22 protein-coding genes are annotated in these 25388 nt (G+C 54.3%); 13 read left to right on the top strand and 9 right to left on the bottom strand.

Translation table 11 applies throughout. From position 1 onward, the window contains the following. Positions 1-181: 181 nt before the first annotated feature. Both WH298_RS02830 and yieE read right to left on the bottom strand, forming a co-directional pair. Positions 182-1648 carry an amino acid permease gene (locus tag WH298_RS02830; protein WP_007889477.1) on the bottom strand — a complete coding sequence of 489 codons (1467 nt, stop codon included), beginning with the start codon at positions 1646-1648 and terminating at the stop codon, positions 182-184. A gap of 136 nt (positions 1649-1784) precedes the next feature. Continuing rightward, the gene (gene yieE, locus WH298_RS02835; protein ID WP_180822173.1) at positions 1785-2651 is read right to left on the bottom strand and encodes a DNA-binding transcriptional regulator YeiE; all 867 of its coding nucleotides are present in this window, start codon (positions 2649-2651) and stop codon (positions 1785-1787) included. 141 nt (positions 2652-2792) lie between these two features. On the opposite strand from yieE, the gene WH298_RS02840 reads away from it, so the two are divergent. Both WH298_RS02840 and nfo read left to right on the top strand, forming a co-directional pair. After that, positions 2793-3848 (top strand): YeiH family putative sulfate export transporter, encoded by a 1056-nt coding sequence (locus tag WH298_RS02840; RefSeq protein WP_180822174.1) that lies wholly within the window; start codon positions 2793-2795, stop codon positions 3846-3848. Between the two features lie 57 nt (positions 3849-3905). After that, on the top strand, positions 3906-4751 hold the full coding sequence (nfo, locus tag WH298_RS02845; protein ID WP_007889474.1) for a deoxyribonuclease IV: 846 nt from the start codon (positions 3906-3908) through the stop codon (positions 4749-4751). A 118-nt stretch (positions 4752-4869) separates the two neighbouring features. On the opposite strand, the gene fruA is transcribed toward nfo, so the two are convergent. The 4 genes from fruA to WH298_RS02865 all read right to left on the bottom strand — a co-directional run bounded on the left by fruA (position 4870) and on the right by WH298_RS02865 (position 9183). Beyond that, positions 4870-6567: a PTS fructose transporter subunit IIBC gene (gene fruA, locus WH298_RS02850; protein WP_180822175.1), complete on the bottom strand. Its 1698-nt coding sequence runs from the start codon at positions 6565-6567 to the stop codon at positions 4870-4872. Positions 6568-6583: 16 nt separating this feature from the next. Further along, on the bottom strand, positions 6584-7522 hold the full coding sequence (gene fruK, locus WH298_RS02855) for a 1-phosphofructokinase (RefSeq protein WP_180822176.1): 939 nt from the start codon (positions 7520-7522) through the stop codon (positions 6584-6586). Then, entirely contained in the window at positions 7519-8649 is a 1131-nt protein-coding gene (gene fruB, locus WH298_RS02860) for a fused PTS fructose transporter subunit IIA/HPr protein (RefSeq protein ID WP_180822177.1), read from the bottom strand. Before fruB ends, fruK begins: the two co-directional genes overlap by 4 nt. Positions 8650-8928: 279 nt before the next feature. Next, entirely contained in the window at positions 8929-9183 is a 255-nt protein-coding gene (locus WH298_RS02865; RefSeq protein ID WP_007889468.1) for a zinc/iron-chelating domain-containing protein, read from the bottom strand. Positions 9184-9335: 152 nt separating this feature from the next. Here WH298_RS02865 and yeiP point away from each other — a divergent pair, with 152 nt between their 5' ends. From yeiP to yejF, 9 genes are all read left to right on the top strand, one after another. Continuing rightward, on the top strand, positions 9336-9908 hold the full coding sequence (gene yeiP / locus WH298_RS02870; protein WP_007889466.1) for an elongation factor P-like protein YeiP: 573 nt from the start codon (positions 9336-9338) through the stop codon (positions 9906-9908). A 107-nt stretch (positions 9909-10015) separates the two neighbouring features. Continuing rightward, positions 10016-10990 (top strand): GTP-binding protein, encoded by a 975-nt coding sequence (locus WH298_RS02875; protein ID WP_180822178.1) that lies wholly within the window; start codon positions 10016-10018, stop codon positions 10988-10990. A 45-nt stretch (positions 10991-11035) separates the two neighbouring features. Continuing rightward, on the top strand, positions 11036-11743 hold the full coding sequence (locus WH298_RS02880) for a phosphatase PAP2 family protein (protein WP_180822179.1): 708 nt from the start codon (positions 11036-11038) through the stop codon (positions 11741-11743). A 515-nt stretch (positions 11744-12258) separates the two neighbouring features. Then, positions 12259-12834, top strand: a complete 576-nt coding sequence (mepS, locus tag WH298_RS02885; protein ID WP_007889459.1) for a bifunctional murein DD-endopeptidase/murein LD-carboxypeptidase — start codon at positions 12259-12261, stop codon at positions 12832-12834. 283 nt (positions 12835-13117) lie between these two features. Beyond that, positions 13118-14683: a cyclic di-GMP phosphodiesterase gene (locus WH298_RS02890; protein WP_180822180.1), complete on the top strand. Its 1566-nt coding sequence runs from the start codon at positions 13118-13120 to the stop codon at positions 14681-14683. A gap of 65 nt (positions 14684-14748) precedes the next feature. Next, positions 14749-16557, top strand: a complete 1809-nt coding sequence (locus WH298_RS02895; protein WP_180822181.1) for an extracellular solute-binding protein — start codon at positions 14749-14751, stop codon at positions 16555-16557. Positions 16558-16567: 10 nt separating this feature from the next. After that, on the top strand, positions 16568-17659 hold the full coding sequence (locus tag WH298_RS02900; protein WP_049852863.1) for a microcin C ABC transporter permease YejB: 1092 nt from the start codon (positions 16568-16570) through the stop codon (positions 17657-17659). Beyond that, complete coding sequence (locus tag WH298_RS02905; RefSeq protein ID WP_180822182.1) at positions 17659-18681, top strand: ABC transporter permease; 1023 nt, start codon at positions 17659-17661, stop codon at positions 18679-18681. Before WH298_RS02900 ends, WH298_RS02905 begins: the two co-directional genes overlap by 1 nt. Then, complete coding sequence (yejF, locus tag WH298_RS02910) at positions 18682-20271, top strand: microcin C ABC transporter ATP-binding protein YejF (protein ID WP_180822183.1); 1590 nt, start codon at positions 18682-18684, stop codon at positions 20269-20271. On the opposite strand, the gene WH298_RS02915 is transcribed toward yejF, so the two are convergent. The 3 genes from WH298_RS02915 to rsuA form a co-directional block, all read right to left on the bottom strand. Beyond that, a complete protein-coding gene (locus WH298_RS02915) occupies positions 20265-20591 on the bottom strand; it encodes a YejG family protein (protein WP_036620898.1) in 327 nt (108 codons plus the stop codon). The two genes, yejF and WH298_RS02915, sit on opposite strands and share 7 nt — an antisense overlap. Positions 20592-20981: 390 nt before the next feature. Next, complete coding sequence (locus WH298_RS02920; RefSeq protein WP_007889441.1) at positions 20982-22175, bottom strand: Bcr/CflA family multidrug efflux MFS transporter; 1194 nt, start codon at positions 22173-22175, stop codon at positions 20982-20984. Positions 22176-22187: 12 nt separating this feature from the next. Further along, complete coding sequence (gene rsuA / locus WH298_RS02925) at positions 22188-22910, bottom strand: 16S rRNA pseudouridine(516) synthase RsuA (RefSeq protein ID WP_007889439.1); 723 nt, start codon at positions 22908-22910, stop codon at positions 22188-22190. A gap of 164 nt (positions 22911-23074) precedes the next feature. Here rsuA and radD point away from each other — a divergent pair, with 164 nt between their 5' ends. Both radD and rplY read left to right on the top strand, forming a co-directional pair. Next, entirely contained in the window at positions 23075-24829 is a 1755-nt protein-coding gene (radD, locus tag WH298_RS02930) for a DNA repair helicase RadD (protein WP_180822184.1), read from the top strand. 131 nt (positions 24830-24960) lie between these two features. Beyond that, positions 24961-25245 (top strand): 50S ribosomal protein L25, encoded by a 285-nt coding sequence (rplY, locus tag WH298_RS02935; protein ID WP_049852868.1) that lies wholly within the window; start codon positions 24961-24963, stop codon positions 25243-25245. Positions 25246-25388 lie beyond the last annotated feature (143 nt).

Raw genomic sequence — 25388 nt, forward strand, 5'->3', positions numbered from 1 at the left:
CACCAGCGTGGCGTCCGTGGTACGCATTGTTCTACCTGTTTCGTGTCGAAATCATAACGGCAGCCACAATAGTGCAGGTGATAATAATTATCAATTATATCCAGGTAACAAATGTTAAAAAAAGCGCGCATAATGCGCGCCCTGTGTCGTGGGGTCGCTATTCATGGCGACCACGGGTGATTCACTCTTTAAACGTTGGGAATTCCATTTCGCTGTACTTCACGAAGCGTGAGCCGCGCGTCAGCTTGTAGCCCAACCAGATAATCAGGAACAGCGGAATACCGATATAGGTGGCGGCGACGCCATACCAGTCAATACGATCGGCGAGGAAGGCCTGATAGTTCTGCCCTAACGTAATGATCAGACACAGAATGAAGGCAAAAATCGGTCCCAGTGGGAAGAAGCCGGAACGGTATGGCAAATCGGCCAGGCTGTGCCCCTGCGCGACATAGCCGCGACGGAAACGATAATGGCTGATGGCAATGCCCAACCAGGCGATAAAGCCGGTCATACCAGACGTGTTCAGCAGCCACAGATAGACTTCCTGGTTACCAAATTTCGAACTCAGAAAACACAATCCGGCGACCACGGTGGTGGCAATCAGCGCGTTACGCGGCACGCCGCCCTTCGACAGCTTGCCAAAAATGCGCGGCGCTTTGCCTTCACGTGCCAGGTTGAACAGCATACGCGTTGAGGCGTACATACCTGAGTTACCCGCCGACAACACTGCCGTCAGAATCACCGCGTTCATCACCGCCGCCGCAGACAGCAGACCGGCATTCTGGAACACCAGGGTGAACGGGCTCACGGCGATATCCGTCACATCGTTATGCAGCAGCTGCGGATCGGTATACGGCAGAATCAGGCTGATGATCAGAATCGCGAAGATATAGAACAGCAGGATGCGCCAGAACACCTGACGCACCGCGCGCGGGATGTTTTTTGCGGGATCTTGCGATTCACCGGCCGCGATACCAATCAGCTCGGTGCCCTGGAAAGAGAAGCCGACGATCATCGCTACGCCAATCATCGCGGCAAAACCACCGGCAAACGGCGCTTCGCCCACGGTCCAGTTGTGCCAGCCGGCGTTTTCAGCACCGCGCATGATGCCGGTGATCATTAATACGCCAACCACGATGAAGATGATGACGGTGGTCACTTTGATCAGCGAGAACCAGTATTCCGCTTCGCCGAAGCCTTTAACCGAAATGTAGTTGAGCAGGAACATCAGGCCGAGGAACAGCGCGCTCCAGATCCAGCCGGGCGTGTCCGGGAACCAGTAGTTCATGACGAGCTGCGAGGCGACGAGGTCAACGGCGATGGTCACCGCCCAGTTGTACCAGTAGTTCCAGCCCAGCGCGAAGCCGAAGCCTTCTTCTACATATTTAGAGCCGTAAGTTGAGAAGGAGCCGGAAACCGGCATAAATGCCGCGAGTTCCCCGAGACTGGTCATCAGGAAGTAAACCATCAGGCCAATCAGCGCATAGGAGAGCAGCGCGCCGCCAGGTCCGGCCTGAGAAATGGTAGCACCCGAGGCGACAAACAGGCCGGTACCGATGGAACCGCCAATGGCGATCATGGTGAGATGACGCGATTTTAATTCACGGCGCAATCCAGGTTGTTGTATTGTTTTTGAGTCATTATGCATGTGTAAACGCTATGCTGGATAAAAATAGGGCGCGATTGTAGCACTCAGACCCAAGCTGTATAGCATTCACGTCGGGTTATTAGTTACCTTCATGATCGGCCAGAAATTATTAGCCGCAGCATAATCAAAGCCGTATTTATTCGCGGCAATACGACAGGAAACGGCTTAATGCTTTCGACACATGTTTCTGGCGATGATGGATGCGATACAGCGTCCGCGTCAGGCGTGGCAGCGGTATCGCCACTTCCACCAGCGTGCCCGCTTCCAGCAAATCTTCAATCACGCGACGCGATAAACAGCTGATGCCCATGCCGTGGCGCACCGCGTGTTTAATCGCCTCTGAATTACCTAATTCCATACCGAGCTGAAACTGCGGCAAATGCGACAGCAGCAGATAATCGACAATTTCACGCGTACCTGAACCACGCTCACGCAGAATCCAGGGTGCGGCAGCGAGGGTTGCCAGAGTAATCGGCTGCTGCAGAATCGCGGCATCCGGTGCGGCAAATACCACCAGCTCATCTTCCAGCCACGGCTCGCTAATAATATCCAGCTCGTGACACGGACCTTCAATCAGGCCGATATCGACACGAAAATCGGCTACCGCAGTGATGGCATCCTGACTGTTACCCACGCTCAACTCCAGCGGCAACGCTGGAAAATCACGGCGATAGGCGGCGATCATGCCTGGCAGCATGTAATTGCCGATGGTGCTGCTGGCAAACAGGCGGATCGCCCCGTTATCCTCTTTAAACAGCTGTTCGATCTCACCCGCCTGCTCCATCAGGCCTACCGCGCGTGGATAGAGTAAACGTCCATGCTCGTTCACCACCAAACGCTTGCCGACGCGATCAAACAGCTGTACGCCAAGTTGGTTTTCCAGGTCGGCGAGCGCCGCGCTCACCGCCGACTGCGACAGCGCCAGCACCTGCGAGGCTTGGGTGGTTGAACCACTCTTCAGTACTTCGGTAAACACCTCAATCTGACGCAGCGTGATGTGCATGTGCACCTCTCATCTATCACTTATTCTGGTTAATTATAAATATATTATCAATTTTACTTTTAAACCAGCGCAGCGCACCCTTTAGCCAGAGATAGAACGTTAGAAGGTCGGCATGAATGCCGCCCCTACAAGGAGAAAAGTATGGCTGAGCTAAGCGTTAATAAAACCCCGTTTCATCTCAATCACTGGCTGCCGGGCCTGCTACTCACCGCGGCCATTGCCGGCGGTGCGGCGTGGTTAGCCAATCAGCCGTGGCTGGCGAGTGCCGGATTGGGTGCCCTGACCTTAGCAATCATATTAGGGATTGTGCTGGGTAACACGCTGTATCCGCAGCTGGCGGGCGCATGCGACAGCGGCGTGCTGCTGGCGAAACAGCGTTTGCTGCGTCTCGGCATCATCCTTTACGGCTTTCGCATCACCGTGCAGCAAATCGCCGATGTTGGCATCAGCGGCGTGCTGATTGATGCGCTGGTGCTCAGCTCGACGTTCCTGCTGACCTGTTTTATCGGCATTCGTCTGCTGAAGATGGATCGCGAAACCGTATGGCTGATTGGCGCGGGCAGCAGCATTTGCGGCGCGGCGGCGGTGCTGGCAAGCGAGCCTATCGTTAAAGCGGCGCCGTCAAAAGTGGCGGTGGCCGTGGCGACGGTGGTGCTGTTTGGCACGGTAGGCATCGTGATTTATCCGCTGCTGTGGACGCTGCTGCCCAGCGTCAGCGCGGAACACTTCGGCATCTTCACCGGTTCTACGCTGCATGAAGTGGCGCAGGTGGTCGCAGCCGGACACGCGATGGGCGCCGAGGCGGAAAACACTGCGGTGATCGCTAAAATGCTGCGCGTGATGATGCTGGCGCCGTTTTTACTGCTTCTCGGCAGCTGGCTAAAACGTCAGCGTAGTCAGCGTAGTCAGCGCGCGGCATCACAACAATCCGTCAGCTTCCCGTGGTTCGCGCTACTGTTTATTGTCGTTGCGCTGTTTAACTCGCTGCATCTGCTGCCGGGAAATGTGGTCAGCACGCTGAATCAGCTGGCGAATCTGCTGCTGGCGATGGCGATGGCCGCATTGGGTTTAACCACCCGCTTTAGCGCCTTAAAGCAGGCTGGCATTAAACCATTGCTGCTGGGATTGGTGATGTTTGGCTGGTTGATTCTGGGCGGCGGAGCACTCAATGTGCTGGTGCAACATTTCATGGCGTAACCGCATCCGCTATGATGGACAGCTTTGCAGCAGCAATCGCCCAATCAGGAGAGCGGCATGAAATATATCGGCGCACACGTCAGTGCATCAGGCGGCGTGGACCAGGCAGTGATCCGTGCCCACGAACTCGAAGCCACAGCCTTTGCGCTGTTCACCAAAAACCAGCGCCAATGGCGCGCGGCGCCGCTCTCAGGTGAAGTCATTGATGCCTTCAAGACCGCCTGCGACCAGTACAACTTCACCTCCGCGCAGATTCTGCCACACGATAGCTATCTGATTAACCTCGGCCATCCGGTGATGGAAGCGCTGGAAAAATCGCGTGATGCTTTTCTCGATGAGATGCAGCGTGCCGAACAGCTGGGTTTAACGCTGCTGAATTTCCATCCGGGCAGCCATCTCAAGCAGATTGAAGAAGAAGCCTGCCTGAAGCGCATCGCCGAATCGATCAACATGGCGCTGGATAAAACCAGCAGCGTGGTGGCGGTGATTGAAAACACTGCGGGCCAGGGCAGCAACCTCGGTTTCCGCTTTGAGCATCTCGCCACCATTATTGAGCATGTGGAAGATAAATCGCGCGTTGGCGTGTGCATCGATACCTGCCATGCGTTTGCCGGTGGTTACGATCTGCGCACCGAAGAAGCCTGCGCGGAGACCTTTAGCGAGTTTGAGCGCATTGTTGGCTTCCAGTATCTGCGCGGCATGCACCTGAATGATGCCAAAAGCACGCTGGGCAGCCGCGTTGACCGCCATCACAGCCTGGGTGAAGGCAACATCGGTAAAACGGCGTTTAGCTGGCTGATGAAGGATAAACGTTTTGACGGCATTCCGATGATTCTGGAAACCATCAATCCGGATATCTGGAAGGATGAGATTGCGTGGCTAAAGTCGGAGCAGCAGGGTTAATGCGATAACCAGGTCGCCATGAATGGCGACCCTACGGGCTGATGTTTTTGGTTGGCATGAATGCCAACCATTAAACAAAAAAGGGAGCCGAGGCTCCCTTTTTCACGTCTGCGGATGATTACGCTGCTTTTACCAGCTCTTCTTCCGGACGTTTCAGAATCGCGTAGCCAAGACCCGCCACCGCAGTACCAATCACAATCGCCAGCAGGTAACCCAGCACTGGGGTAATCGCGCCTGGAATCAGCAGCACGAACAGACCACCGTGTGGTGCCATCAGTTTGGCACCTATCGCCATCGAAATCGCACCGGTCACCGCACCGCCAATGATGCAGCATGGCAGCACACGCATGGGATCACGCGCGGCAAACGGAATTGCCCCTTCTGAGATGAAGCACAGACCCAATACCAGCGCCGCTTTGCCGCCCTCTTGCTGACCTTTGTTGAACTTACGACGCGCAACCAGCGTCGCCAGGCCCATCGCCAGCGGTGGCACCATGCCGGCCGCCATAATCGCTGCCATCGGCGCGTAGGTTTGCGAACTCAGCAGACCCACACCAAAGGCATAGGCTACTTTGTTCACCGGGCCACCCATATCGGTACACATCATGCCACCGAGGATTGCGCCCAGCAGAACCGCGTTCGCCGTGCCCATGTTGGCCAGCCAGGTTGTCAGGCCCGTCATGATGCCCGCCACCGGCTTACCGACCACGTAAATCATAAGCAGACCGGTAATTAAGCTCGCCACCAGCGGGATGATAAGAATCGGCTTCAACGCTTCCATACTTTGCGGCAGTTTGACTTTACTGCTGAGCATCTTCGCGGCGTAACCGGCAATGAAACCGGCGATGATGCCACCGAGGAAACCGGCGTTAATGCTGGTGGCGATCATGCCGCCAATCAGACCTGGCGTCAGGCCCGGACGGTCCGCAATTGAGAAGGCAATGAAGCCCGCCAGTACCGGAACCATCAGAGCGAAGGCGCTACCGCCGCCAATCTGCATCAATGCAGCGGCCAATGTACCCGGCTCTTTAAATGCGGTAATACCGAAAGCAAACGAGAGCGCGATGCTCAAACCACCGGCAACGACCATCGGCAGCATGTACGACACGCCGGTCAGCAGGTGACGATATGCACCGGCTTTCTCTTTGTTGTCGCCCTGGGCGCTGGCGGACTGATTACCGCTCGGCTGATAGGTTTTCGCTTCTGCCTGGGCTTTGTCCAACTCCTGCGCGGTTTTCTTCAGCGCCAGACTGGTTGAGGTGCGATACATCGGCTTGCCGGCAAACTTCGCCAGATCCACATCAATATCCGCCGCGACGATCACCAGATCGGCCGCCGCCACCTCTTCCGGTGTGATGGCGTTGCCCGCACCGACTGAACCGCGGGTTTCCACTTTCACCCACCAGCCACGCTTAGTGGCTTCGGCCTGAATAGCTTCTGCCGCCATAAAGGTGTGGGCAACGCCGGTTGGGCAGGCGGTGACTGCCACAATACGTTTCTGGCCACCGCTCTGCGCGGTAACCGGTACGGCGCCCGTTGTCGCCGCAGGTTGCCAGGTTTTGGCACTTGCTTTGGCTTGGTTGATCGCCGCCAGCGGATCGCGCAGCGCTTGCTGCACATCCACCAGCGCCACAGACTTACCGGCAAACTGCGCATCATTCGGCGCGTTATGACCAGCAACCAGCACCAGCTCAGCATCGGCGGCATTGTCGGTCAGCGTCAGTCCGGCCTGTGCGGCCGTGGCGCGTAAACGTTCCAGCGCCAGATGTCCTGATGCCAGCCCCAGTGAAGAATCTTTTATCAGCAGCGTTTTCATTATCGCTCTCCTGCTGTTAGTTAACGGGTTGTAAGTCGACGCGCGCCATCATCGCGGCCAACTGAGTACGATCTTTAACGCCAACATTGCTTTGACTGACGGCCATCGCCGCCACAGCCGTTGCCAGACGCAGCGTATGCTCGCTGGATTCACGCATCAGCAAACCGTAAATCAGGCCGCCGACCATGGAATCTCCGGCACCCACGGTGCTGACCACTTCGCAGGCAGGTGGTTTGGCGAGCCATTCACCAGAAGCATTCACCCACAGCGCACCTTCCGCACCGAGAGAAATCACCACGTGCGCAATGCCCTGCTCGCGCAGTTCATGGGCGGCACCGATGACGTCCTGCAACTCAGGCAGTTTGCGACCGGCCCAAATTTCCAGCTCGCGGCGATTCGGTTTTACCAACCAAGGCGCGGCTTTCAGACCGGCGACCAGCGCTTCGCGGCTGCTGTCGAAGATGATGCAAGGGCACAGCGTACGCAGATCGCTCATCCACTTGGTGAACGCTTCAGGCGCCACGCCGGCAGGCAAGCTGCCGCTGACGCACACCATGTCGAACTGGCCGAGCCAGGTGAGAGAATCCGCCGTGAAGCGCTCCCAATCCTGGGCCGTCACTTCAAAGCCGGAGAAGTTCAGATCGGTCACATCGCCGTCTTTTTCTGTCAGCTTAACGTTGATACGTGTGCGGCCCTGCACCACCTGGAAACGGTTGGCAATGCCCAGCTCGCTGAACAGCTGCTGGAAGCCATCCTGGTTCTCTTTACCGAGGAAACCGCCGACCGTGACATCGATCCCCAAATCTTTCAGCACTTTAGCAACGTTGATGCCTTTGCCCGCAGCGTGCAGACCGGTGGTTTTCACCAGATTAACTTCACCATGCTCTATCTCTGGCGTGTAACCCACCAGATCGTAAGCCGGATTTAACGTAATAGTGGCGACACGACGGCTCATGCTACCCCCTCGCCGAGACCGGCATTGATCGCTTCTTCAATAGCGGTAAGCGCTTGCTGGGCATCTTCACCACTGGCAGTAAAGCGCAGGCGATGGCCTTTCTTCACGCCGAGCGCGACCACTTTCATCAGGCTACGGCCGTTGGCGGGCTTGCCGCTGCCGTCGAGGTTGGTTACGGTGATGTCACTGTTGAACTGTTTGATCACGGTAACCAGTGCGGTACCTGGACGCGCATGCAGACCATGCTCATTGCGGATGGTGAATTCAGCGGTCAGTTGTTCGGCAGCTTCATCCACTTCACTGGTCAGCAGCGCCAGAATCCCAGCGGCATCGGTCTTCAGCAGACGATCAGCTTTGTTGGTCAGCAGCAGATTGCTTAAGTAGCCCAGTACTTCCAGCGGACGCTGATCGTTCGCTGCAACGGTCAGTAGCAGCGCGACGCTTTCGCCCTGATGCTGGAATGGCGCAGCGGCACGGCTTACCGCCACTGCGCTACCGAGGTTGCCGTTAGCGCTGTCGCTCAGCCAGATGCCTTGCCCGAGGCTTAACGGTGCATGGGAAACCACATCAGCTATAAATGCCGCATCGACCGCGCCTGCGGCTTGCAGGCGACCGGCGTTGAGCGCTTGTAAGGTGATTAAGTCGCTGGCTGCCACATCCACGGCAATCAGCGAGGTATCGAATTTGAATTCAGCAGCCTGATTCTCACCCATCAGCAGCGCACGCAGTTCTTCAGCCGATGCGGTTTTCAGCTGTTCAGCAATGCTGTCATCACTTAATACATGAGTGAGCTGACGCAGCAACGCGAGGTGTTCATCCGATTTGGCAGCAATACCGATAGCCACATACGCCGTTTGGCCATCGCCCCACTCCACGCCCTGCGGGAACTGATAGACCTGCACGCCGGTTTTCAGTACCAGGTCGCGCGTCTCGGTGGTGCCGTGTGGAATGGCAATGCCGTTACCCAGAAAGGTGGTGGTTTGCTGTTCGCGCGCCAGCATGCCGTTAACGTAGCCTTCGCCGACATTACCCGCAGCGGTTAACGCAGCAGCAACCTGACGAATGGCCTCTTCTTTATTCTGTGCCTGAGCACCAGTATGAATGGCCTGAACTTCGAGCTGGAACATATCTCTCCTCGCTTGCTGTATTGAATCGTTTCAGCTACATGACAAAAAATTACGCAATGCAGCGCGGACTTAGCCGGAAGCACAACGCTGAAACGTTTCAGGTAATATGGTACAGCCGCGTACAGCAGGCAAGAAAATGCGCGATCTGAGTAGCAGATTTTTGATGTTCCGCACACTTCAAGTGGGATTTAGGATTTTTTCCGCCAGGCAGGCTGATGCTTTTGCTGTAACCCTATGCCGCGTTAAGCCAAATTCTTCAGCATGGCGTCAGCTAACCGCTTAAGGCGCAGTCTCTGCTTCCAGTTTTAACAGAAAGGTCATGGCGTTTTCACGGCTGTTGCCGCACATTTCCGCGCTGGGCTGTAACCCCGCGCAGACTGCTGGACGCAGCGGAGAACCGAAGATTTTACAGCGCTGCTGCTCATCAAGCTGAACGCAACGCGTATTGGCCGGTTTGCCGTGCGGCATACCAGGAATGGGAGAAGAGATTGAGGGGGCTGTGCAACAGGCACCGCACTGGTCACGACAAAACATCATGCGCTCCTGGAGAGAATTCGCGGCGACAATAACAGTCTGACGCCGCGAATGCCATGCATCGGCAACAATTTTACACCGCCTCACTTGCCAGTTTTTCACCGCGCGAGTAACGTGACGCGCATTAACCTTCCGTGAGCGAGAAAACCACTATGCCAAAGGCAAATGAGATAAAAAAAGGGATGGCTGTCACCTGGAACGGCAAACTGTTGCTGGTGAAAGACATTGATGTGCAAAGTCCAAGCGCACGCGGTGCCGCTACGCTCTACAAGATGCGTTTTACCGATGTCCGCACCGGCCTGAAAGTGGAAGAACGCTTCAAGGGCGACGACATTATTGACGCCATTTCGCTCAGCCGCCGTGCCGTTACCTTCTCTTATATAGATGGTGATGAGTATGTGTTTATGGATGACGAAGATTACACGCCGTATAACTTCAAAAAAGATCAAATCGAAGAAGAGCTGCTGTTTATTCCTGAAGGCGGCATTCCCGGTATTCAGGTGCTGACCATGGACGGCCAGGTGCTGGCACTGGAGCTGCCACAAACCGTCGACATGGAGATTGTTGATACTTCACCAGGCATCAAAGGCGCATCCGCCAGCGCACGCTCTAAACCTGCCGGCATGAGCACCGGTTTGTCGATTCAGGTGCCCGAGTATCTCAGCAATGGCGATCGCATCCGCATTCATATTGCTGAACGTCGCTATATGGGCCGCGCTGACTAAGAAGAGTCTTCCGTCCGGCCGCTGGGGGTTGTTATAGTATAACAACCCCATACGCGCCGGATGTCACCTCCGCGCGTGATTTATCCTCTTTGTAAGGGAGCCCTTTTGTGACGCGCGTAAACCTGATTACCGGATTTCTCGGCAGCGGGAAAACCACCACGCTACTGCATCTGTTAGCCAATAAGCCTGCCAACGAAAACTGGGCGATACTGGTCAATGAATTTGGCGAAATTGGCATCGATGGCGCGCTGCTCGCCGATCGCGGTGCCACGCTCAAAGAGATTCCCGGTGGCTGCATGTGCTGCGTCAACGGCTTGCCGCTGCAAGTGGGCTTAAATATGCTGCTGAAGCAGGCGAAACCCGATCGCCTGATCATTGAACCTACCGGCCTTGGTCATCCCAAACAGCTGCTTAACATGTTGCGTGCCGCGGTTTATCAACCCTGGATTCAGGTGGATGCGACCTTAACGCTGCTCGATCCGCGCCAGTTAGCTGATGAGCGCGTGGTGGCGAATGAGAATTTCCGCGATCAGCTGGTAGCGGCAGATATCATCGTTGCCAATAAAAGCGATCGCTGGAGTGACGAAGATCGTCAGCGCTTACAGGCATGGCAGCAACAATTCCTCGGCGAACGTCAACTGGTGGAAGCGGCGTGGGGACAGATCGACCCCGCTCTGCTGACACAGCCGGCATTGGCGGATCGTGCGGTTCCCGATGCGGCACATCATCATCACTCTCCGCGTCCGCAAGGGTTGGCGGCGCTTAAATTAGAGGGTCAGGCACGCTGGCGCCGTGCGTTAAATGAAGGTCAGGGCTATGCTTCCTGTGGCTGGATTTTTGATGGTGATACGGTGTTTGATACCATTGCCGCGCTAGAGTGGGCAAGGCTTGCGCCCGTTGATCGGGTGAAGGGCGTATTGCGCACTGCAGACGGGTTAGTCAACATCAATCGCCAGGGCGAAGATCTGTTTATTGAAACGCGCCCCACTACGCCGCCTGATAGCCGTATCGAATTGATCCATCATCAGCCGGCAGAGTGGAATCTTTTGCAGGCGAGCTTGTTGAAGATTCGTTTAAATTAGATGCGTTAGGTTGCCACCGTTGTTTTCACTTTGAGCCTATTTTTTATGCGCGCTTCTCGATTAATCACCATCCTGCTGCTAAATGCGCTGGGAGTGATGCTGTTCCTTTCATGGTACCTGCCGCCGGATCACGGGTTCTGGTTTGGTATCGATAAAGCCATCTTTTATGGCTTTAATGATCAGATGGTTGATCATCACGGCTTCGCACTGTTGGTGGCCATTACTAACTTCCGCGGCTTCGATCTGGTTTCGCTGCTGGCAATGGGATTGCTGTATCTGTGGTTCTGGCGTCGCGAGACACCGCAGGGCCGCCGCCGCATGCTCGCCATTGGCATCACCATGCTGCTGAGCGCCGTAGTGCTGAATCAGCTTGGCCACTTGCTGCCGGTGCAACACTCCAGCCCAACGCTGTTCTTTAAAAATGTGCATCGCGTGAGTGAACTGACCGGAATTCCGGCTAAAGATGCCTCCAAAGATAGCTTCCCTGGCGACCACGGCATGATGCTGATTATCTTCACCTGCTTTATGTGGCGCTATTTCGGCTTCCGTGCGTTTCTGGTGGGTTTGGTGATTACCGTGGTGTTCGCTCTGCCGCGCGTGATGGCTGGTGCGCACTGGTTTACTGATATCGCCGTGGGATCGTTATCGGTGGTGCTGGTTGGCATGAGCTGGTGCCTGTTAACGCCGTTCAGCGACAAACTGGTTAATTGGCTCAATCGTTCACTGCCGGGTAAATATAAGCCGCGCACGTAATTGTTAAGCGCGAGTGATCATAGAGCAATAACACGATCGCTCGCGCTTATTGAAAACCCCAATAAATTATTAGCAGGCTAACATTATTCAGCTAAAAGAAAAGATTATGATACAAAACACCTGACATTAGCGTTTTTCCTAATCTGTCCAGCCAGAACCCTCTTAAAATCGGCCTTAACGCCAGAACACCCCCCTTATTGCAGCGCTATTTGGCTATTAAATCACTGCCTATTGTTGATAAACTAGCCATTGTGTTACAGATTGATTTCACATCGAAAAAACCTTTGAAAATTTATATAAAAGCACTCGCCACGCGGTCTGTAATCGGTTAACCTCAAATCCGATTAGTAAGCAACAGCATAAAATGCGGTGCTTAAAGCGACAAAAATGTGTGCATTAACACATTTTAGTAATTAAGGATTTGTCTTAGACGGCCGTACTTATTAATCTCAATCCGTTTTGTCATCTGGCTGACGACATTCTGTCGTAAAGGAACTCGAAGGAAAACACGTACAATGGTCAAGTCTCAACCAATTCTGAGATACCTCAGGCGGATCATTCCCGCAGTAGCTTTAGCAACGCTTTTATCAGCATGTAGCAGTACCCATAACGGTCAGAACGCGAACAACGAGAATCATGAAGTTAACAACCAGAATGGTTTTTTACTTCAAGCGTCTCAGGACGAATTTGAACAGATGGTGCAGAACGTGGACGTTAAGTCCCGCATCATGGAACAGTACAGTGACTGGAAAGGTGTCCGATATCGCTTAGGCGGTGACACCAAACGCGGCATTGATTGTTCTGCTTTTGTTCAGCGCACCTTTCGCGAGCAGTTTGGTTTAGATTTGCCACGCTCAACGTCACAGCAGCAAGACACCGGCAAAGAGATTTCCCGCAATAAATTGCGCGCAGGTGACTTAGTGCTGTTCCGCGCCGGTTCTACCGGTCGCCACGTTGGCATTTATCTCGGCAACGATAACTTCGTTCACGCATCGACTAGCAGTGGCGTAATGATTTCCAATTTGAACGACAGTTATTGGAAAACACGTTATCGCGAAGCGCGTCGGGTTTTAGCTAAAAACCCAAGCTAACGTATTGCTTTGAAGATCCTCTCAGCCAGAGAATCAAAAAAACGCTGCCCCGGCAGCGTTTTTTTTTGCCTGCTGTTTTAACTCAAATCGAGCCTATAAAAAGTAATTGAGAATCAAAAATATAACGAGACATTATTCGCGCTCTCGTTATATTCTCGTTGACTTCCTGATGCCCAAACATTGCGCTGCAGACACCGTTGTTAACCGGGCTGCCGGATGAAAGTGGGTAGTGACCAAAACGATAAACATAATAATAAATGGCAAGACAAGGGGAATACACTCCATGCCACTGTCGGGGAAATTAAAACGTCACGCGAGCTATTCACGCCGCATCGCCTGGAGTAGCGTGATTATTGGCGCCGTCTTCTTTCTGCTTTTTGTCATCGTTCTATTAACGCTTACCTGGCAAAAACGCGTACAGCAACATGAACAGCTGCTGGCCCATAGCCGCGACGATTTACAACAGGTGATCACTAGCCTGATGGATACGCTCTATCCACTGCAACAATACCCCCAATTGTCATGTAGCAGCGTCAGTCGTGAGCTCACTTCGCGCGCAGCCTTCGCCGGTAACCTTCGCGCTATCCTGTTAGTACGTAATGGTAATGCCTACTGTTCATCGGCAACCGGCGCTTTTCTGCTGGCCGCCAGCGCTATCTCTCCTGAATCTGAACTGGAACGCGATCGTGATATGCGCCTGCTGGAAGGCACGCCATTGCTGCCAACCAAGCCGGCGCTGGCGCTATGGATGAAAACGCCAGGTGCGGCGGAAACCGGTATTCTCGCCACCATGAACATTAGCCTGACGCCTTATCAGTTGCTGGCTTCTTATCATTCAGAAATCACCGGCATGGCGCTGGTCATCGGTAATAAAGCTTTGTTGAGCGGCAGCAATCAGGTAGTTAACGTCCGTGATTTACCGACCCCGCTACAGGAAATGGCATTCAACAATGGCGCGCTGCACTTTTTGCTGTTTGGCACGACGTTAGCGCCGCGCGATTACTCCCTCACGTTAATGACCGCTGTACTGTTCGCTTTGCTGGTTACTGCGGCTAGTTGGTTATTGCTGACCCGGCATCAGCGCCCTGGCAAAGAGATCATGCAGGGCATCAAACGTGGCCAGTTCCATGTTGAATATCAACCACTTGTCACCGCACACGATGGCCAGCCGTATGGCGTTGAGGCACTACTACGCTGGACGCATCCTACCGAAGGTATGATCCCGCCCGATGTGTTTATCGGTTACGCGGAAGCGCAGAATCTGATTATTCCGCTTACTCAGCATCTGTTTAGGCTGGTCGCGCGCGATGCTCAGTTTCTCTACACCCAGTTGCCGCAAGGTACGCGCATGAGCCTGAATCTTTCACCTCTGCATCTTGCCTCGGAAAGCTTCCGCGATGATGTGCAGCTGTGGATTAACGCCATGCCCGCCGACCACTTCAACTACGTGTTTGAAATTACCGAGCGCACCATGGTTGGCGAGAAGAGTGCCGACGAGATTTTCGCCTGGCTGCATGAAAACAATTTCAAGATTGCTATTGATGACTTCGGCACTGGTCACAGTGCATTAATCTATCTGGAAAAATATCCGTTCGATTACCTGAAAATTGATCGCGGTTTTGTGCAAAGCATTGGCACGGAAACCGTTACGTCACCGGTGTTGGATGCGGTGCTGCTGCTGGCAAAGAAGCTCAATTTGAAAACCGTGGCCGAAGGCGTAGAGACCGGCGACCAGGCAGCGTGGCTGGTGAATCGTGGCGTGACTCATTTGCAGGGCTATCTGTTTAGTCGACCGCTACGACCAGAAAGCCTGGTCAGCTATTATCAACGCCAACGTGCGCTGAGTTAACATCACGCGAACCCCATGAAACTGCTACCATAAAGTGCGGAACACCACAGGAGATCGCCCCACTTATGCTGCTGCGTTTTGTCACAGCGTTGTTGCTTTGTAGCGCCATTACGCCGCTGCATGCCGCAACCATCAACGAAAGCTATGCCTTCGCGAAGCTGGGCGAGCCGAAATATGCGGTGAATTTTACCCATTACGATTACGCCAATCCTGCTGCGCCAAAAGGCGGCAAGATGACTTTGGCGGTGGTCGGCACATATGACAACTTCAATCGTTTCGCCTCACGCGGCAATCCCGGCATTGGCACCGATACCTTGTATGACGGCCTGTTTACCACGTCGGATGATGAACCTGGCAGCTACTACCCGCTGATCGCCGAATCGGCACGCTATCCAGACGACTATCGCTGGATGGAAGTATCGATCAATCCCCATGCTCAGTTTCAGGACGGAACGCCCATCACAGCCCAGGATGTCGCTTTCACCTTCCAGAAATTTATGACTGAAGGCGTGCCGCAGTTTCGCGTGGCATTTCGCGACGTAAAAGTTAAAGCGCTTAATCGCCTTACAATGCGCATTGACGTGCCGAAAGCGGATAAAGATCGAATTCTCAGCTGGCTGACGCTGCCGGTATTGCCAGAGAAGTTCTGGCAAAACAAGAAGTTTAATGAGCCGATTGGTTATCCACCGCTGGCCAGCGGGCCTTATCGCGTTACGTCGTACAAATCAGGTCAGTTTATTCAGTACAGCCGGGTAAAGGATTACTGGGCCGCCAATCTGCCAGTGAACCGCGGTCGCTTTAATTTCGACACGCTACGCTACGACTATTACCTCGATGACAACGTGGCGTTCGAGGCCTTCAAAGCAGGCGCTTACGATTTACGCGAAGAGAGTTCAGCGAAGAAATGGGCCACGCAATATCTCGGCCGCAACTTTGATAGCCACGCCATCGTCAAATCGACCATCCCCAACACCGTTTCCACCGATACGCGCTGGCTGGCCTTCAACAACGAGAAGCCACTGTTCGCCGATCGTCGCGTGCGGGAAGCCATTACGCTGGCCTTTGATTTTGAATGGATGAACAAAGCCCTGTTCTACGGAGCCTACAAGCGCACCAACAGCTATTTCCAGAATACCGACTATGCGGCGCAAGGCTATCCCAAGGCCGAACAGCTGATCTTACTGGCGCCTTACAAAGCCCAACTACCGCCTGAAGTGTTCAACAATCAATATGCTCCGCCGCGTTCAGACGGCAGCGGTTTCGATCGTGGCAACTTATTGAAAGCCATGAATTTGCTCAAAGAAGCCGGCTGGCAGATTAAAAATCAGCAGTTAGTCAACGTTAAAACCGGTCAACCATTCCGCTTTGAACTGCTAATGCGCAGCGGCACCCAGAATGACTGGGCGCTGCCGTTCCAGCACAGCCTTGAACGACTGGGCATACAAGTTTCGCTGCGCCAGATTGACAGCTCGCAATATTTGCGGCGCTTACGCGAAGGTGACTACGACATGATTCCGTCACTCTATTATGCGATGCCGTGGCCTTCTACCAGCTTGCGCACTATCTGGCAGTCGGAGTTTATTAACTCTTCCTGGAATACGCCGCGGGTGAAAGATCCGATCGTCGACCATTTTGTTCAGCAGATCGTTGAGCATCAGGGCGACGAAAAAGCCTTGCTGCCGCTCGGCCAAGCACTGGATCGCATCCTATTGTGGAATGCCTACATGATCCCGATGTGGTACAGCGCCGAAGATCGCATGGCGTACTGGGATAAATTTTCCCATCCCGAGATTAAACCCGCGTTCGCTACTGGTCTGGAAAACTGGTGGTACGATGTGAACAAAGCCGGACGATTGCCGGCCGATCGACGCTGAGGAGCACGGTTTGGCAGCCTATTTTCTACGCAGGTTACTGCTGATCATCCCCACTTTGTGGGCGATCATCACCCTGAACTTTTTTATTGTGCAGATCGCACCAGGCGGGCCGGTCGATCAGGCGTTAGCCAACGTGCAATTTGGCCACAGCACCGGCATTCCCGGCTCTGGCGGCGGTGACAGCGGCGCGCGCGGAGCCTTGCTGCGTGACAATCCCGGTGATAGTCAATATCGCGGTGCACGCGGCCTCGATCCGGAAGTGATCGCTGAGATTAAACATCGTTACGGCTTTGATAAACCGTTACTGCAGCGTTATGGCGAGATGCTGTGGAACTACATCCGTTTCGATTTTGGCGATAGCCTGTTCCGCAGCGCCTCGGTGCTGCAGCTGATCAAAGAGAGTTTGCCGGTCTCGATAAGTCTTGGATTGTGGAGCACGATAATTATTTATCTGGTATCGATTCCGCTCGGCATTAAAAAGGCGGTACGCAACGGCAGCCCCTTCGATATCTGGAGCAGCATCTTTATTATCATCGGTAATTCTATTCCAGCATTTCTGTTCGGCATCATGCTGATTGTCCTGTTCGCGGGCGGCAGCTATTTCGACTGGTTCCCACTGCGCGGCCTGACCTCTCCGCAGTTTGATACGCTGCCCTGGTATAGCAAAATCACCGACTATCTCTGGCACATCACGCTGCCGGTGCTGGCCACGGTGATTGGCGGTTTCGCCACGCTGACCATGCTGACCAAAAACTCGTTTCTCGATGAGATTCGTAAACAATATGTGGTCACCGCGCGTGCAAAAGGGTTGGATGAGAAGCGGGTGCTGTACGGTCACGTGTTCCGTAATGCCATGCTGCTGGTGATTGCCGGCTTCCCCGCCACCTTTATCAGCATGTTTTTCACCAGTTCGGTGTTGATTGAGGTGATGTTCTCACTCAACGGTATGGGCCTGCTCGGCTATGACGCCACCATTCAGCGCGATTATCCGGTGATGTTCGGCACGCTGTATATTTTCACGCTAATTGGTCTGCTCATGAACATTCTCAGCGATCTCACCTACACGCTGGTCGATCCGCGCATTGATTTTGAGGGACGCTGATGCGTTTATCTCCTGTAAACCAGCAGCGCTGGCAGCGTTTTCGTCATAACCGCCGTGGTTACTGGTCGCTGTGGATTTTCCTGATCATTTTTGTCCTGTCACTGGGTGCCGAGTTGCTGGCCAACGACAAACCGCTGCTGGTGCACTATCAGCAACGCTGGTATATGCCGCTGTTGTTCAACTACAGCGAAAGTGATTACGGCGGCGATTTCGCCACGCCCGCTGACTATCAGGATCCGTGGCTGAAACAGCGTATTGCTCAGCAAGGTTGGGCGATTTGGGCACCGATTCGCTTTGGCGATAGCACCATCAATTTCGCCACCGATGTACCCTTCCCTTCCCCGCCTTCCATGCAAAACTGGCTGGGTACCGATGCCAACGGCGGTGATGTGCTGGCGCGTTTGCTGTATGGCACGCGCATCTCACTGCTGTTTGGCATTCTGTTAACGCTGTTTTCCAGTGTGATTGGCATCCTGGTGGGGGCAGTACAGGGCTATTTTGGTGGACTCATTGATCTGATCGGCCAGCGCCTGATAGAAGTGTGGTCCGGCATGCCTTCACTGTTCTTGCTGATTCTACTATCCAGCGTGATTCAGCCCAATTTCTGGTGGCTGCTGCTGGTCACGGTGGTGTTTGGCTGGATGAGTCTGGTAAGCGTGGTGCGCGCCGAATTTCTGCGCACGCGTAATTATGATTATATTCGTGCCGCACGTGCGCTGGGCGTTAGCGACAGCCGCATTATGCTGCGTCACATGCTGCCCAACGCCATGGTGGCAACGCTGACGTTTCTACCCTTTATTCTCTGCGCTTCAATCACCACCCTGACATCGCTGGATTTCCTCGGCTTTGGTTTACCGATCGGATCGCCGTCACTGGGTGAGCTGCTGCTGCAGGGGAAAAATAATTTACAGGCACCGTGGTTAGGCCTTGCCGGCTTTTTTGCCCTCGCTCTGCTGCTGTCGCTACTGATTTTTATTGGCGAAGCGGTACGCGATGCCTTTGACCCGAGTCGAGGACGCTAAATGAGCCTGTTAACGGTAAATCATCTGGCGGTGACCTTTCAGGATCGCTGCGTGGTGGAAGAGATTTCGCTGCAGATCGATGCCGGTGAAACGCTGGCGCTGGTGGGCGAATCCGGATCCGGTAAGAGCGTGACCGCGCTGTCGATCATGCGCTTATTGCCGCAGCCGCCGGTCAACTATCCGCACGGCGAAATTCTGTTCAACGGCCAGGATATTTTGCAGGCCAGCGAACGCACGATGCGCGGACTGCGTGGTAACCAGATGGCGATGATTTTTCAGGAACCGATGGTATCGCTCAATCCGTTGCATAACGTGGAAAAGCAGCTGTACGAAGTGCTGTCGGTGCATCGCGGTATGCGGCGCGAAGCGGCACGCGGAGAGATGCTGAGCTGCCTCGATCGTGTTGGCATTCGTAATGCGGCATCGCGTCTGCAGGATTTTCCACACCAGCTTTCCGGCGGCGAACGCCAGCGCGTGATGATCGCCATGGCGCTGCTCACCCAGCCAAAGCTGCTGATCGCCGATGAGCCGACCACCGCATTGGATGTCACGGTTCAGGCGCAGATTCTGCAACTGCTGCGCGAACTGCAGCGTGAACTGAACATGGGCATGTTGTTCATCACACATAACCTGAATATTGTGCGTCAGCTGGCGCATAGCGTCACCGTGATGCGCAATGGACGCGGCATCGAACACAACCGCTGTGATTTACTGTTAAGCCAGCCGCAGCAGCCGTACACGCGTGAATTACTGGCCGCCGAGCCGGATGGCCAGCCGGTGCCACTAAGCGATGCGCCACCGCTGCTGCAGGTGAAAAACTTGCAGGTCGGTTTCCCGATCCGTCGTGGATTGCTGCGGCGAACCGTGGCGGAAAAGATAGCGCTACAAGATCTCAGCTTTACCCTGCGTCGCGGAGAAAGTCTCGGGCTGGTGGGGGAATCGGGTTCTGGAAAAAGCACCACCGGACTGGCACTGCTGCGTTTGATCGCCGCGCGCGGTGAGATTTGGTTTGAGGATCAGCCGCTGCATCAGCTGTCACCGAAACAATTGTTGCCGCTGCGTCAGCGCATTCAGGTGGTGTTTCAGGATCCAAATTCGTCGCTCAATCCGCGGATGACGGTGCAACAAGTGATTGCTGAAGGATTGGCAGTACATCGTCCTGAGCTCAGCGCTGGCGAGCAGGAAGCAAAGGTGATTGCGGTGATGCAGGAAGTGGGACTTGATGCCGACAGCCGTTCGCGCTATCCGGCAGAATTTTCAGGCGGTCAGCGCCAGCGCATTGCTATCGCCCGTGCGCTGATTCTCGAACCGCAGCTGATCGTGCTGGATGAACCCACCTCATCGCTGGATCGCTCAGTGCAAAAGCAAATTCTCACCCTGCTGCGCCGCTTACAGCAGCAGCACCAGTTAGCTTATCTGTTTATTAGCCATGATTTACAGGTGGTGCGTGCGCTGTGTCACCAGCTGATTGTGCTGCGTGAGGGCGAGGTGGTGGAACAAGGTGACTGCGATACGTTGTTCAACGCACCAACAGCCGACTATACACGTCAGCTATTGGCATCCGCTCAGGGGAGAGATCTCAGTCAGTGACCGTCGAAAGTTTCGGCAATGGCGACACCCTGATTTTTCAGGCAGCAGTTAGTCGCGCTTTCATCATCGCGTTGAATTAGCAGACAAGGCTGCCCTTCACACTCAGCGATTTTGCACTCGACCTGAATCTGCGCCAGCGTTTCTTGCAGCTGGTGCAGAATTTCCAGCGCCGGATGACCATCGTGGCTGAGCAGACGCAGCACCACCAGATCTCCAGCATGAACGCCATCCGCAGTTTCCTGACGCTCAATTTCACCCGCATGTTCAACTGACCAGCGATAATGTTGTGGCAAGCGATGCACAACAGAAAGTTGCAGCATAGTTATACGGCCCCCAGAGACGTTAACTTTATTCACGACGACGGCACAACGCAGTGAATCCCAACCTGGTTAGCTCAGAATATGGACGTGGTTTGCCTTATTTTTTTAAACACCAAGCGTGTAGCCAATTGATAATTTGCGAGGCTTCTCACATTTATGCTTATGTTTACCGTGTTCAGCGGCTGTTAACAATCATTTTAGACGCAATCTCGTTACTTTTTTATCTCTAAATTTTCACATTATGGAAACATTAAGCATAACGAATGAATGGGGATTAGCGAGTAGCGGGTGGGAATTTGTTCAGAGGGCGGGTCGCCATAAATGGCGACCCTACGAAAAAGTGTTGGATTTCATCAACGTAGGATCGACTTGTATCGCGACCGGTAGATCTTATGCCGAATGATGCGGGCGTGAAGCGTAGGTAAACAACACAATCGAAACGGTGGCACACAGTGCGATAGTGGCCACCATCGGCCAGGCACTGTTAATGCTCACCAATGACAGCAGTGCGCCGACCAATGCGCCCACGCCAAAGCGCAGCGTGCCAGCCAATGATGAAGCGGTGCCGGCCATATGCGGGAACTCATCAAGAATCACCGCCATCGCATTCGACGATACCGTCGATACGCAGCCGATAAACATCGCTACGCCAAACACCAGCGACAGGAAGCCGAGATCCAGCGCACTGGAGATCAGCAGCCAAACGCCCATCACGAACTGGATCACTAATCCAAGACGGAACATTTTCAGCGGACCAAAGCGGCGCACCGCGCGGCTGTTAATCAACGTCATCACGAATAAAAACACCACGTTCAGACCAAAGTAGTAGCCGAAGTTTTGCGGCGAGACGTGATTGACTTCGATATACACGAATGGGCCGGCGTTGAGGAAGGTGAACAAACCCGCAAAGGAGAAACCGCTCGCCAGCATGTAACTAAAGGCGCGCTTATGGCGCACTAACGCCACGAAGTTACCCAAGGTAGTGCGCAGATGGAAACGCTGGCGCTGCTCGGGCTTCAACGTTTCACGAATTTGCGTCACCACCAGCACGGTGGTGATGAGCGCGGCGCCGGCTAGCGTCCAGAAGATGGCGTGCCAGTTCCACAGCAGCAGCAGCCAACCGCCAATGATCGGCGCCAGCAGCGGTGCAATGGTGGTGACCAGCATGACGAATGACATCATGCGCGAGAAGTCCTCTTTCGAGTAGGTATCGCGCATCAGGGCGTTGATCACCACGCTGGCCGCGGCGGCCGACAAGCCGTGCAGGAAGCGCATAAAGATCAGTTGATCGATGGTTTGGGACAGCGCACAAGCGGCGGCGGCACAGGCAAAGATCAGCGTTCCCAGCACAATCACCGGTTTACGTCCGTAGCTATCCGCCAACGGACCGTATACCAACTGGCCAATGGCAAAGCCAAGGATGTAAAGGTTGAGCGTCATCTGCACGCTGCCCGCCGATACCGCGAATTCGCGGGCGATTTGCGGCATAGCTGGCAGATACATATCGATGGAGAGCGGCATCAGCATCGCCAGCAATCCGAGAATAACCACTAAACCGACCGGTGAATTCTTTTCCTTGCGCACCGCGTTCTCCCGCTATTTACGTTGTTTGAGTTCTTCTGGCAGGCCGATGCTGTCGACCTCTTGCTGGGTCAGTTCGCGATATTCACCTTCACCGAGATCGTCATCCAATTCGATGTCACCAATGCGTTCGCGATGCAGCGCCGATACATGGTTACCCATCGCAGCAAACATGCGTTTAACCTGATGGTAGCGCCCTTCACTGATCGTCAGACGGGCAGCCTTCTCATCCAGAATCTCCAGCACGGCCGGTTTGGTCAGATCTTTTTCATTGTGCAGCTGTACGCCCGCAGCGAACTTCTCAACCAGCGCAGGATCGATCGGCTCTTCCACTTCCACCAGATAGGTTTTTTCCAGATGATGCTTCGGCGAAGTAATGCGGTGCGACCATTGACCATCATCGGTTAGCAGCACTAAACCGGTGGTATCGATATCCAGACGTCCCGCGGCATGCAGCTTGAACGCCGCCGGCTCCTCAATGAAGAACAGCACGGTGGGATGATCAGGATCGTCGGTTGAACAGACGTAACCCTGCGGCTTATTCAGCATGAAATAGCGCGGGCCTTGCTGCACCACCAGCGGATTGCCGTCGTATTCGACTTCATCATCTGGCAATACTTTGTAAGCCGCATCGCGGACCACTTCGCCATTGATGGTGACTTTTTTGGCGCGGATTTCGCGTCCAGCGATAGCACGGCTGACTTCCAGCTGCTGAGATATGAATTTTTCGAGTCGCATGAATTCGTTTTGCCTGTTACTGCGGGGAAACTGAAACGGTGTTTTGTCCCTGGATAAGGTGTGGGCAGTATAGCTGGAACCCGCTGCGGCTAACAGAGGCGATCCTGCGTTTCGGCGGCTTTCATGCCATAATGCGCGTCCGTTCCAGAAAAAAGTTTGCCCCGATGTCATTCACCCTGCGCCCATACCAACAAGAGGCGGTTGACGCCACCCTCAACCATTTCCGCCGTCATACCACGCCTGCGGTAATTGTGCTGCCGACCGGTGCCGGAAAAAGCCTGGTGATTGCCGAACTGGCCAGGTTGGCGCGCGGCCGCGTGTTAGTGCTGGCGCATGTCAAAGAGTTGGTGGAGCAGAACCACAGCAAATATCAGGCGTATGGTTTGCAGGCGGATATCTTCGCCGCCGGTTTGCAGCGCAAACAGAGCGCCAGCAAAGTGGTATTTGGCAGCGTACAGTCGGTGGCGCGTAATCTTGAACGCTTCGACAGCGCCTTTTCATTGGTCATCGTCGATGAGTGCCATCGCATTAGCGATAACGAAGAGAGCCAGTATCAGCTGCTGTTTGCCCATTTGCGCCAGCATAATCCACAGCTGCGACTGCTGGGATTAACCGCCACGCCCTTCCGCCTCGGCAAAGGCTGGATTTATCAGTTCCACTACCACGGCATGGTGCGTGGCGATGATAACGCGCTGTTTCGCGACTGCATTTACGAGCTGCCGCTGCGCTACATGATTAAACATGGCTTTCTGGTGCCGCCGGAGCGGCTGGATATGCCGGTGGTGCAGTACGATTTCAGCCGGTTGATCCCGCAAAATAACGGTCTGTTTAGCGAGGCCGATCTAAACCGCGAACTGAAACAACAACATCGCGTGACGCCGCATATTATCCGGCAGATCGTTGAGTTCGCTGAGGATCGCCGCGGCGTGATGGTGTTTGCCTCAACCGTGGAACATGCGCGCGAAATCCTGACGCTGCTGCCAGAGAACAGCGCGCTGGTGTCGGCCGAAACGGCGGTGAAAGATCGCGATCGCTTGATTGGTGCATTCAAAGCGCAACAGCTGAAGTTTCTGGTCAACGTCGCGGTGCTAACCACCGGTTTTGACGCACCTCACGTTGATTTGATTGCCATCCTGCGTCCGACCGAATCCGTTAGTCTGTATCAACAAATTGTTGGGCGCGGTTTACGCCTGTCGCCGGGAAAAACCGATTGTCTGGTGCTGGATTATGCTGGCAATCCGCATGACCTTTTAACGCCGGAAGTGGGCGCGCCAAAAGGCGCCAGCGACAATCAGCCGGTGCAGGTTTTCTGTCCTGCCTGCGGTTTCGCCAATACCTTCTGGGGCAAAGCAACGGAAGATGGCCACATCATCGAGCATTTTGGTCGCCGCTGTCAGGGCGTGCTGGAAGATGATGAAGGCCAGCGCGAACAGTGTGATTATCGCTTCCGCTTTAAAAGCTGTCCGGATTGCGGTGCCGAGAATGACATCGCCGCACGCCGCTGCCAGCAGTGCGACAAAATTCTTGTCGATCCAGATGACATGCTGAAAGCCGCGTTGAAACTGAAGGATGCACGCGTGCTGCGCTGTGCAGGCATGACGCTGGAACAAGGGCGCGACGACAAAGGCGAGTGGCTGAAAGCGACCTATTTTGATGAAGATGGCACCAGCGTGAGCGAGCGCTTTCGCCTGCAAACGCCGGCGCAGCGCAAAGCCTTCGAGCAGCTGTTTATGCGTCCGCATCAGCGTGCGCCGGGCGTGGAGCTCGGCTGGCAAACCGCTGCTGATGTCATTGCGCTGCAACCTTTACTGCGTCATCCGGACTTTGTGGTGGCGCGCGCAAAAGGTCACTTCTGGCAGATTCGTGAAAAAATGTTTGATTATCAAGGCCGTTATCGTCGCGCCAACGAACTGCGCTGAGCGGCGGAATCATTTGCCCCTGACACCCCATTGGCGCTATAATGCCGCCCGCTTTTGCATCCGTAAAAGCAGTTTGAATAACCGTCCTGTTGCTGGGTCGCCTGTAGCAGGAATTATTGAAGAGATATCAAATGTTCACTATTAATGCTGAAGTACGTAAAGACCAGGGTAAGGGTGCGAGCCGCCGCCTGCGTGTAGCAAACAAATTCCCAGCCATCATCTATGGCGGTAATGAAGCACCAGTTGCTATCGAACTGGACCACGACGCTGTGATGAACGTGCAGGTTAAACCTGAGTTCTACAGCGAAGTGCTGACCATCGCTGTTGATGGTAAAGAAATCAAAGTTAAAGCTCAGGCGGTACAGCGTCATCCGTTCAAGCCAAAACTGCACCACATCGACTTCGTTCGCGCTTAATCGCTGAATGAGTTGAAGGTAGAAGGGTCGGTTGCGAAACCGGCCCTTTTATTTTGTCTGCATGATTAAGCGTTAATCCCTGCCTCCGCCCTCACCGCGTTAAAATAATTATCCGCACTTAAATTCTTTGAGACGTTTCTGCG

It is taken from the genome of Pantoea nemavictus, from assembly GCF_037479095.1.
GTDB lineage: Bacteria > Pseudomonadota > Gammaproteobacteria > Enterobacterales > Enterobacteriaceae > Pantoea > Pantoea nemavictus.

Coding starts and splice junctions, on each gene's coding strand:
- WH298_RS02830 (WP_007889477.1), bottom strand. CDS start 1,648: ATGCATAATGACTCAAAAACAATACAACAACCTGGATTGCGCCGTGAA.
- yieE (WP_180822173.1), bottom strand. CDS start 2,651: ATGCACATCACGCTGCGTCAGATTGAGGTGTTTACCGAAGTACTGAAG.
- WH298_RS02840 (WP_180822174.1), top strand. CDS start 2,793: ATGGCTGAGCTAAGCGTTAATAAAACCCCGTTTCATCTCAATCACTGG.
- nfo (WP_007889474.1), top strand. CDS start 3,906: ATGAAATATATCGGCGCACACGTCAGTGCATCAGGCGGCGTGGACCAG.
- fruA (WP_180822175.1), bottom strand. CDS start 6,567: ATGAAAACGCTGCTGATAAAAGATTCTTCACTGGGGCTGGCATCAGGA.
- fruK (WP_180822176.1), bottom strand. CDS start 7,522: ATGAGCCGTCGTGTCGCCACTATTACGTTAAATCCGGCTTACGATCTG.
- fruB (WP_180822177.1), bottom strand. CDS start 8,649: ATGTTCCAGCTCGAAGTTCAGGCCATTCATACTGGTGCTCAGGCACAG.
- WH298_RS02865 (WP_007889468.1), bottom strand. CDS start 9,183: ATGTTTTGTCGTGACCAGTGCGGTGCCTGTTGCACAGCCCCCTCAATC.
- yeiP (WP_007889466.1), top strand. CDS start 9,336: ATGCCAAAGGCAAATGAGATAAAAAAAGGGATGGCTGTCACCTGGAAC.
- WH298_RS02880 (WP_180822179.1), top strand. CDS start 11,036: ATGCGCGCTTCTCGATTAATCACCATCCTGCTGCTAAATGCGCTGGGA.
- mepS (WP_007889459.1), top strand. CDS start 12,259: ATGGTCAAGTCTCAACCAATTCTGAGATACCTCAGGCGGATCATTCCC.
- WH298_RS02890 (WP_180822180.1), top strand. CDS start 13,118: ATGCCACTGTCGGGGAAATTAAAACGTCACGCGAGCTATTCACGCCGC.
- WH298_RS02895 (WP_180822181.1), top strand. CDS start 14,749: ATGCTGCTGCGTTTTGTCACAGCGTTGTTGCTTTGTAGCGCCATTACG.
- WH298_RS02905 (WP_180822182.1), top strand. CDS start 17,659: ATGCGTTTATCTCCTGTAAACCAGCAGCGCTGGCAGCGTTTTCGTCAT.
- yejF (WP_180822183.1), top strand. CDS start 18,682: ATGAGCCTGTTAACGGTAAATCATCTGGCGGTGACCTTTCAGGATCGC.
- WH298_RS02915 (WP_036620898.1), bottom strand. CDS start 20,591: ATGCTGCAACTTTCTGTTGTGCATCGCTTGCCACAACATTATCGCTGG.
- rsuA (WP_007889439.1), bottom strand. CDS start 22,910: ATGCGACTCGAAAAATTCATATCTCAGCAGCTGGAAGTCAGCCGTGCT.
- radD (WP_180822184.1), top strand. CDS start 23,075: ATGTCATTCACCCTGCGCCCATACCAACAAGAGGCGGTTGACGCCACC.
- rplY (WP_049852868.1), top strand. CDS start 24,961: ATGTTCACTATTAATGCTGAAGTACGTAAAGACCAGGGTAAGGGTGCG.